This window comes from Methylophaga sp. UBA5088 (assembly GCF_002414625.1).
In the GTDB taxonomy this organism is placed as follows: Bacteria; Pseudomonadota; Gammaproteobacteria; order Nitrosococcales; family Methylophagaceae; genus Methylophaga; species Methylophaga marina.
The window spans coordinates 40,921-48,614 of record NZ_DIAC01000026.1; the positions used below are offsets into that span (position 1 = coordinate 40,921).

General features: G+C 43.9%; 9 protein-coding genes and 1 riboswitch. Of the genes, 3 read left to right on the plus strand and 6 right to left on the minus strand.

Annotated features, from left to right (window positions below; translation table 11 throughout):
- The 6 genes from B4K20_RS03300 to B4K20_RS03325 all read right to left on the minus strand — a co-directional run.
- Positions 1-891: catalase (locus B4K20_RS03300; protein ID WP_289281869.1), on the minus strand; the 891-nt coding region annotated here is incomplete at its 3' end.
- 228 nt (positions 892-1,119) lie between these two features.
- Positions 1,120-2,565 carry a sulfate adenylyltransferase subunit CysN gene (cysN, locus tag B4K20_RS03305; RefSeq protein ID WP_289281870.1) on the minus strand — a complete coding sequence of 482 codons (1,446 nt, stop codon included), beginning with the start codon at positions 2,563-2,565 and terminating at the stop codon, positions 1,120-1,122.
- The gene (gene cysD / locus B4K20_RS03310; protein ID WP_286305515.1) at positions 2,566-3,468 is read right to left on the minus strand and encodes a sulfate adenylyltransferase subunit CysD; all 903 of its coding nucleotides are present in this window, start codon (positions 3,466-3,468) and stop codon (positions 2,566-2,568) included.
- Positions 3,469-3,480: 12 nt separating this feature from the next.
- A complete protein-coding gene (locus B4K20_RS03315) occupies positions 3,481-4,179 on the minus strand; it encodes a phosphoadenylyl-sulfate reductase (protein ID WP_289281871.1) in 699 nt (232 codons plus the stop codon).
- Positions 4,176-4,406 carry a sulfurtransferase TusA family protein gene (locus B4K20_RS03320; RefSeq protein ID WP_289281872.1) on the minus strand — a complete coding sequence of 77 codons (231 nt, stop codon included), beginning with the start codon at positions 4,404-4,406 and terminating at the stop codon, positions 4,176-4,178. Before B4K20_RS03320 ends, B4K20_RS03315 begins: the two co-directional genes overlap by 4 nt.
- Positions 4,394-5,194 carry a sulfite exporter TauE/SafE family protein gene (locus B4K20_RS03325; RefSeq protein WP_289281873.1) on the minus strand — a complete coding sequence of 267 codons (801 nt, stop codon included), beginning with the start codon at positions 5,192-5,194 and terminating at the stop codon, positions 4,394-4,396. Before B4K20_RS03325 ends, B4K20_RS03320 begins: the two co-directional genes overlap by 13 nt.
- A gap of 104 nt (positions 5,195-5,298) precedes the next feature.
- Here B4K20_RS03325 and cysB point away from each other — a divergent pair, with 104 nt between their 5' ends.
- The 3 genes from cysB to B4K20_RS03340 all read left to right on the plus strand — a co-directional run bounded on the left by cysB (position 5,299) and on the right by B4K20_RS03340 (position 7,290).
- Positions 5,299-6,225, plus strand: coding sequence for an HTH-type transcriptional regulator CysB (cysB, locus tag B4K20_RS03330; protein ID WP_289281874.1), 927 nt, complete (start codon positions 5,299-5,301; stop codon positions 6,223-6,225).
- 93 nt (positions 6,226-6,318) lie between these two features.
- On the plus strand, positions 6,319-6,888 hold the full coding sequence (locus B4K20_RS03335) for an SRPBCC family protein (RefSeq protein ID WP_289281875.1): 570 nt from the start codon (positions 6,319-6,321) through the stop codon (positions 6,886-6,888).
- Between the two features lie 87 nt (positions 6,889-6,975).
- A complete protein-coding gene (locus B4K20_RS03340; protein ID WP_289281876.1) occupies positions 6,976-7,290 on the plus strand; it encodes a hypothetical protein in 315 nt (104 codons plus the stop codon).
- Positions 7,291-7,363: 73 nt separating this feature from the next.
- A riboswitch (TPP riboswitch) is annotated at positions 7,364-7,467 on the plus strand.
- Positions 7,468-7,694: the final 227 nt, after the last annotated feature.

Genomic DNA, 7,694 nt, shown 5'->3' on the forward strand with positions numbered 1-7,694 from the left:
ATTGCGGTTAAGCTCCAGTTGCCCGACCTCAACCAAAGGAAATTCATCATGTGGCCATACTTTGGTTAAATCAAACGGATTGATCTCAGCATCCCGCGCTTGTTGCTCCGTCATAATCTGTATTTTGGCTGTCCAGCTCGGGAAATCACCGCGATCAATAGCTTCCACTAAATCCTGCTGTGCTCCATGAGGATCAGCCACTGCAGCTTCCTCGGCTCTCAGTGTTTTGATGCCTTGATTAGTTTTAAAGTGCCATTTAAACCAAAACCGTTCGCCCTTATCATTCCAGAAACTATAGGTATGTGAGCTATAACCATTCATATTGCGGTATGAAGCAGGAATCCCGCGGTCAGACATCAAAATAGTCACCTGATGTAATGCTTGTGGGTAATTAGCCCAAAACTCATAAGCCATTCTTGGGTCAGGCACATTAGTACGCGGATTCTTTTTTTGTGAATGAATAAAGTCTGGAAACTTACTCGGATCACGGAGGAAAAACACCGGCGTATTATTGCCTACCATGTCGTAATTGCCCTGCTTAGTATAAAACTTCACAGCGAAACCTCGTGGGTCACGGGCATAATCATGTGAGTCCTGGCCACCACCTACGGTTGAGAAGCGAACAAAGACCTCTGTTCTCTTACCTTCATTCTGTAAGAAATCCGCAATAGTGAGATCTTTTAAGCTTTTTGTGAGGGTAAAGGTTCCGTAAGCCCCGGTACCACGTGCATGGACCACGCGTTCAGGAATTCTCTCACGGTTGAAGTGAGCCAATTTTTCGAAGGTGTAGTGATTGTCATAAGTCAAAGGTCCTCTTGGTCCGACACTGATACTATTATCATCATCAGCGACTGGGGCGCCGGCAGATGTCGTTAAAATTGTTTTGGTCATCGTTCTATCCTTTCTGCTGCAAATCATGTTAGGCAAATCAATTGCACACAACAGAGTCTATGGATTTTCAATAGATTTGTATAATTGTTTATTATTTAATTATTGATTGATAAAATCGATTTATATAATTAATGACACGTCAGTCTGAAACTCATTTCACTGTCGCTTAGACATAAAAAAAGCCAGTCAGCAAATACTGACTGGCTTTCTTGAACCACTTTTTGTGAATTATTTGAGAAGTTGACTCAAATCTTTCGCATCCCAATGAGGGAAATGTTTACGAATGAGTGCATTCAACTCCATTTCAAAGGCAGAGAATTCACCTTCAGCGACCACTTCGTGATTACTTGATACCGCATCAGTAATCATGCCAGCACCAATCGTGACATTGGTCAGGCGATCAATGATGATGAAGGCCCCTGTAGTCCGGTTGCGTTTGTACGAATCAAACACAACGGGCTTGTTTAATGAAAACTCACATAAGCCGATTTCATTCAGTTTCAATTCACTGGCTTTATTGTGCTCAAGCGTGTTGACATCAATTTGATAATCAATGCCCGTTAACGCACCACCTGCATCATTGACACCCACTTTGATGCTGTATTGCTTGTTTGGCACCAAGGGTTGTTCTGTCATCCACACGACCATCGCTTTAAACTGGCTTGAGACATGTGGTTGGTGATGATTACTATGTACAAGCATGTCACCACGACTGACATCGATTTCATTTTCTAATGTGACGGTAATCGCTTCGCCAGGCACGGCATGATCCAAGTCACCATCGTAAGTGACAAGCGCCTTCACTTTACTCTCTTTACCCGATGGCAATACGGTGATGTCATCACCCGGTTTTAAGATACCCGATGCCAAAGTACCGCAGTAACCACGGAAGTTCAGATTAGGACGATTCACAAACTGAACCGGGAAACGCATATCATCGAAGTTCGGATCTTTATCTACATCGACGGTTTCCAGGATTTCCATCAGGGTTTGCCCTTGATACCAACCCATTTTCTCACTGCGATTAACCACGTTATCGCCCACCAACGCTGACATAGGCACAAAGTGAATATCTTCCAGTTCTAATTCTCGTGAGAATTCAGTGTAATCATGGCGAATATTATCAAACACTTCCTGACTATAATCCATCAGATCCATTTTATTGATAGCCACAACTACGTGTTTAATGCCTAATAAAGAGGCAATAAAACTGTGTCTGCGAGTTTGTGTTTGTACGCCATAACGGGCATCAATCAGGATAACCGCTAACTGACAACTGGATGCACCTGTCGCCATGTTACGTGTGTACTGCTCATGTCCTGGTGTATCGGCAATGATGAACTTACGTTTCGTCGTAGAGAAATAACGGTAAGCCACATCGATTGTGATTCCCTGCTCGCGCTCGGCTTGCAAACCATCAACCAACAACGCTAAGTCAACCTGTTCGCCGGTAGTACCAGACTTGGCACTGTCACGCGTCACGGCTTCCAATTGATCTTCGTAGATCATTTTCGAGTCATGCAGAAGGCGGCCTATCAGCGTACTTTTACCATCGTCCACGTTACCGCAAGTTAAAAATCGCAACATCTCTTTATTTTCATGCTGCTTCAGATACGCTTCGATGTCTGTGGCAATCAGGCTATCTGATTGATATGAACTTGATTCAGTAGTCATCTAGAAGTAACCCTCTTGTTTTTTCTTCTCCATAGAACCCGCTTGATCGTGATCGATAGCACGGCCTTGACGTTCAGATGTCGTTGTCAGCAACATTTCCTGGATGATTTCAGGCAAAGTATCTGCAGACGATTTCACGGCACCTGTTAGTGGGTAACAACCCAAGGTACGGAAACGGACTTTTTCCATGCGCGGCTCTTGGCCTTCAGGTATACGCATACGATCGTCATCGACCATGATGGTCAAGCCGTTGTAGTCAACAACCGGACGTTCTGCTGCATAATAAAGTGGCACAATTGGAATCTGTTCCAGATAAATGTATTGCCAGATATCAAGCTCAGTCCAGTTGGATAATGGGAAGACACGGATGCTTTCGCCTTTATTCACTTTACTGTTATAGATGTTCCAGAGTTCCGGTCGCTGTGCTTTTGGATCCCAGCGATGGTTCTTATCACGGAAGGAATACACACGTTCTTTTGCACGCGATTTTTCTTCGTCACGACGTGCTCCACCAAAAGCGGCATCAAAACCGTATTTCGTCAACGCCTCTTTCAAGGCATCGGTTTTCATAATATCCGTATAGCGAGGGTGATCGAATGGGTTGATACCCGCTTCTTTGCCTTCTTGGTTGGTATGTACAATCAGTTCGAGACCCAGCTCTTTAGCCTTTTCATCACGAAACTTGATCATTTCCTTAAATTTCCAAGTGGTATCGATATGCATCAATGGAAATGGGGGTTTACCAGGCGCAAAAGCTTTCATAGCCAAGTGCAACATGACGGCGGAGTCTTTACCAATCGAATACAGCATTACTGGATTCTCAAACTCTGCTGCCACCTCACGCATAATATGGATGCTTTCAGCCTCCAATTGCTTTAAGTGTGTTAATTGTTTTTCAGTCATTATCTTTCTCGGTTAGTTAGATTTGACATGCAAGCCGCATTCTTTATTTTCAGGATCTTCCCACCACCAGCGTCCGGCACGAATATCTTCGCCCATGGTGATGGCTCGTGTACAAGGCGCACAACCAATACTGGCGTACCCCTCATCGTGTAAGCTGTTATAAGGCACGTCGTAAGCTCTCAAATACGCCCAAACGTTACCATTCGACCAATCGGTCAATGGACTAAACTTTTGTAATCCGTGATCATCATCCCACTCTGATACAGGCAGTTCTGATCGTGTTACAGATTGTGAACGACGCATACCCGTTATCCAGGCTTTTTTGCCAGATAGAGCTCTGTTTAACGGCACGACCTTTCTAATACCACAACATTGTTTTCTTAATTCGACACTATCGTAAAAGGCGTTTGGTCCATTATGAGTCACAAACGACTCAACATCCGCCGTGTTAGGGAAATACACCTCTACTTTTTTATCGTAGTGGCTGTTTAATGTTTGCATGAGCTCATAGGTTTCTTTGGGCAAACGGCCAGTATCCAGAGTGAATATGTCGATGCCTGGCGCATGCTTACAGATTAAATCCATCAGAACCATATCTTCTGCACCAAAGCTGGTCGCCAGCGTTGCAGGCAAATAGTTCTGCTCAATGTCTTTTAACACTGCAATCACAGCATCAATTTTGGCGGCTAAAGCCGGTTTTATTTCACTCATTGTTTTCTTCTCACACGAATTGTTGTGGTTAATCCCTCTGAAGAGGTGATCGCACACTCCTGTCCATCCTGAGACAGACTATTAAATACTTCATCAACCGCATCCCCCGTATTGACAAGCAAATCTACCGATTCCTCTATGTCAATGTGTTTTAATGCTTCACGGGCTTTGATGTAATGCATAGGACAGCCAAACAGGGTCAAATCCACCAACGTTATATCAGACATTTTATGCCCACCAATACCAGTATTACCGCTAATAATGGACGCATTACCTGGTCTGAAATACGCACCCCAAGATGGGTGCCGATAAAAATGCCAGGTAATGAGCCGGCTAATAAATACATCAATAATGTCCAGTCTACTGTACCAACAGCTGAATGCCCGAGGCCTGCAACAAAGGTAAGTGGCACAGCATGAGCAATATCTGTAGCGACAATTTCTACCCCTCTCAGACGAGGATATAAAAACAATAGAATGACAGCACCTAGCGCACCAGCTCCTACAGATGATAATGTCACCATGACACCTAAAAGCGCACCTGTTATGACCGTAATCATTGCTTTATTTAGTTCGTTTTCACGAATATCGTAAAGCACACTCACAACGGGGTGGTTTTCCTTGGAGCGTAATAATCTTCCTAAAGGTGCTTTTAATAATAAAGCACTGGATGTCAGGATCAGTGCTACACCGAGCACTTTAGTAATCAATTCATTATGATTGCCATCATGCATCCCTGTGGCATTCATAAACCATAGAGTAGCTAATGTTGCCGGAATACTCCCCGCAGCGAGGCGCCAGACCACATACCACTTTACGACCCCATGTCGCCAATAAGACCAAATACCACCCGCTTTGGTGATAGCAGCAAATAATAAATCCGTACCAACCGCAATAGCGGGTTGTACATGAAAGATAAAAATGAGGATGGGCGTCATTAAAGACCCGCCTCCTACACCGGTCATGCCGACCATGATGCCGACAAACAGTCCAGCAAGAAGAAAGCCCCATTCCATCTGTTTTACGCCTTGTATGTTACGAAAATGCTGACAAGTTTACCAAAGGAGAATATTCTATCAATGAATATTATTTACTATCTTTATAAGAAAAACATATATAGATGAAAATTCAGCAATTAAAGTATGTACGTGAAATTGTACGTAGAGGCCTCAGTATCTCGTCAGCAGCGAATGCATTACATGCATCACAACCCGGTGTCAGCAATCAGGTGCAGCAGTTGGAAGAGGAGCTGGGTTTACAAATCTTCGAGCGTCACGGCAAACGCTTGACTGGCATTACGCCTATTGGTCAATCAGTTATCGAGATGGCAGAGCGCGTTTTGCAGGATGTGGAAAATATCCGTCAGTTAGTGGCAGACAGTAAAACAGAACAATCTGGCACCTTGTCTATAGGCACCACACATACTCAAGCTCGTTATGCCCTACCTAGTGCGATAAAAAAGTTCTCTGAACGCTACCCGAATATACATTTGAACATGGTGCAGGGCACGCCGACTGAGGTAGGTGAAATGGCGGCTACCGGAAAGGTTGATCTGGCAATAGCCACGGAAGGCCTGGCTCAATTCGAGTCGCTCGCTATTTTGCCATGTTATGAATGGAATCGTTGCGTTGTTGTTCCGCCAGAACACCCCTTATTATCAGTGAAAAAATTGCGACTGGAAGATATCGCCCAATATGAAATTCTGACTTATGTGATGGGTTTTACCGGTCGCGCCAAACAGGATCAGGCTTTTATTGAAAAAGGTCTTCATCCCAATGTCATTTTCACTGCTACCGATGCAGATGTGATTAAAACCTATGTCGAGCTGGAGATGGGTATTGGCATTATCGCCAGTATGGCATTTGATCCGGATAAAGACTCCCCGCTTCAGGCATTGGATGCCAAACATCTATTTCCACCGAGCGTTACACATATGGGTATTCGCAAAGGCAGCTATCTTAGAAGCTATATGTACGCCTTTATCGAGTTCTTTGCTTCACACCTCAATCGAGCAGCGGTGGATAAAGCCATTAACCATCAAGGATAAATTCACATTCCCTCAAGGCAAACACCATGCTAACTTAGCACCTTGCTGAAAACAGCAATCAAAATAACTTAAGAGAAATATCAGGATAATAGAATGAAAAAATGGTTAAATTTAATAGTTGTTTCACTGGCGTTTTTGCCTGCACTTGTGTTTGCACACGGTGCGCCTCGCCTCCAAGTTGAAGAGAGCATTGTCATCAATGCTGCCCCAGCGACTGTCTGGCAAGCCATCAACGATTTCGGTAAAGCAGAAGCCTGGATTCCCGTTGTTGAATCAACAGAATCTGAGGGTGGTAATGCACCAGGAGCGACTCGCACTCTCACATTAAAAGGTGGCGCCACGATTTCTGAAAAGCTCAAAAAGTATGATGATGAAAAAATGAGCTTTATGTATCAAATTACCGATATCAGTAGTGCTGGAGAAGTTGATGACCATGGTGAAATGCATGAAGTACCAGCGTTTCCTGTGAGCAAATATAAATCATGGGTCAGTGTTGAAGCGACTGATGGTGGTTCAAAAGTCACTTGGTTAGGTAAGTTTTTCCGCGCTTATCACGGTAATGGACACCCACCCAAAGAGCTGGATGACGATACGGCCAAGAAAGCTGTAACGGGTTTATATCAATCCACACTCGCTGACTTGAAAACTAAGTTAGAAAAATAAGTGAAAAAAAAGGCATCTTCGGATGCCTTTTTTGTATGCGCTGCATTCTCTAAACTATGCTGATACAGACTAAAAAAGATAACAGCCGTGAATGCCTCCATTGAAAAGATCAAATCGCTACTTCAGCAAACCCTAGCAGAGCTTCCTCCCTCTCAACACCATCTGATTGATGAAGTGTTCAAAGAATTATCCACTCTCAGTCAGACTCTGTCTGGCTCTCAGAACGATGAGCCTCAGCCTATCATCGATAAAACTACGGGTTGTTATCAATTTGAAGGGGATAACGGCTTTTATTGTCCACAGTGTTTTGATAATCAACAACGCAAAGTGTTGACACAACGAATCAACAGCAAACTCCGGATTTGTACCGAGTGCCGAAGTAGTTTGAAACGTTTGAATTAAATACCACTGAAGCTGGTAATAATTGCCGCACTCTTTTAAAATAACGCTATCTCACTAGCAGCAATTGTGATGTGAATTTGCCTCGGGGTGGCGAAAGCCTGAGATGCTTCTCATAAAGCGGACCCGACGAACCTGATCCAGTTAATACTGGCGTAGGGACAGGCTGAAATAGATCTTTCTCTACACCGAATTGGTGTCTCTCGATTTATTCCCCTGTCCTTTTTGATTCAAAAAAGGATAACCATGAAAGCAAAAACACTGGCTATAGCCATAACAACGGCTATGACATCTCCCATGATATGGGCTGAAGTGACGCCTGCTGACTTACCCTCCATGATCGTCAGTGCTGACTTTCGTCCGAACGATGCTCATGACACTCCGGTGAGTTTAACCACGATTGATAA

Excerpts from the sequence above, each read along its gene's own strand:
- cysN (WP_289281870.1), bottom strand. The coding sequence starts at position 2,565 with ATGACTACTGAATCAAGTTCATATCAATCAGATAGCCTGATTGCCACA.
- cysD (WP_286305515.1), bottom strand. The coding sequence starts at position 3,468 with ATGACTGAAAAACAATTAACACACTTAAAGCAATTGGAGGCTGAAAGC.
- B4K20_RS03315 (WP_289281871.1), bottom strand. The coding sequence starts at position 4,179 with ATGAGTGAAATAAAACCGGCTTTAGCCGCCAAAATTGATGCTGTGATT.
- B4K20_RS03320 (WP_289281872.1), bottom strand. The coding sequence starts at position 4,406 with ATGTCTGATATAACGTTGGTGGATTTGACCCTGTTTGGCTGTCCTATG.
- B4K20_RS03325 (WP_289281873.1), bottom strand. The coding sequence starts at position 5,194 with ATGGAATGGGGCTTTCTTCTTGCTGGACTGTTTGTCGGCATCATGGTC.
- cysB (WP_289281874.1), top strand. The coding sequence starts at position 5,299 with ATGAAAATTCAGCAATTAAAGTATGTACGTGAAATTGTACGTAGAGGC.
- B4K20_RS03335 (WP_289281875.1), top strand. The coding sequence starts at position 6,319 with ATGAAAAAATGGTTAAATTTAATAGTTGTTTCACTGGCGTTTTTGCCT.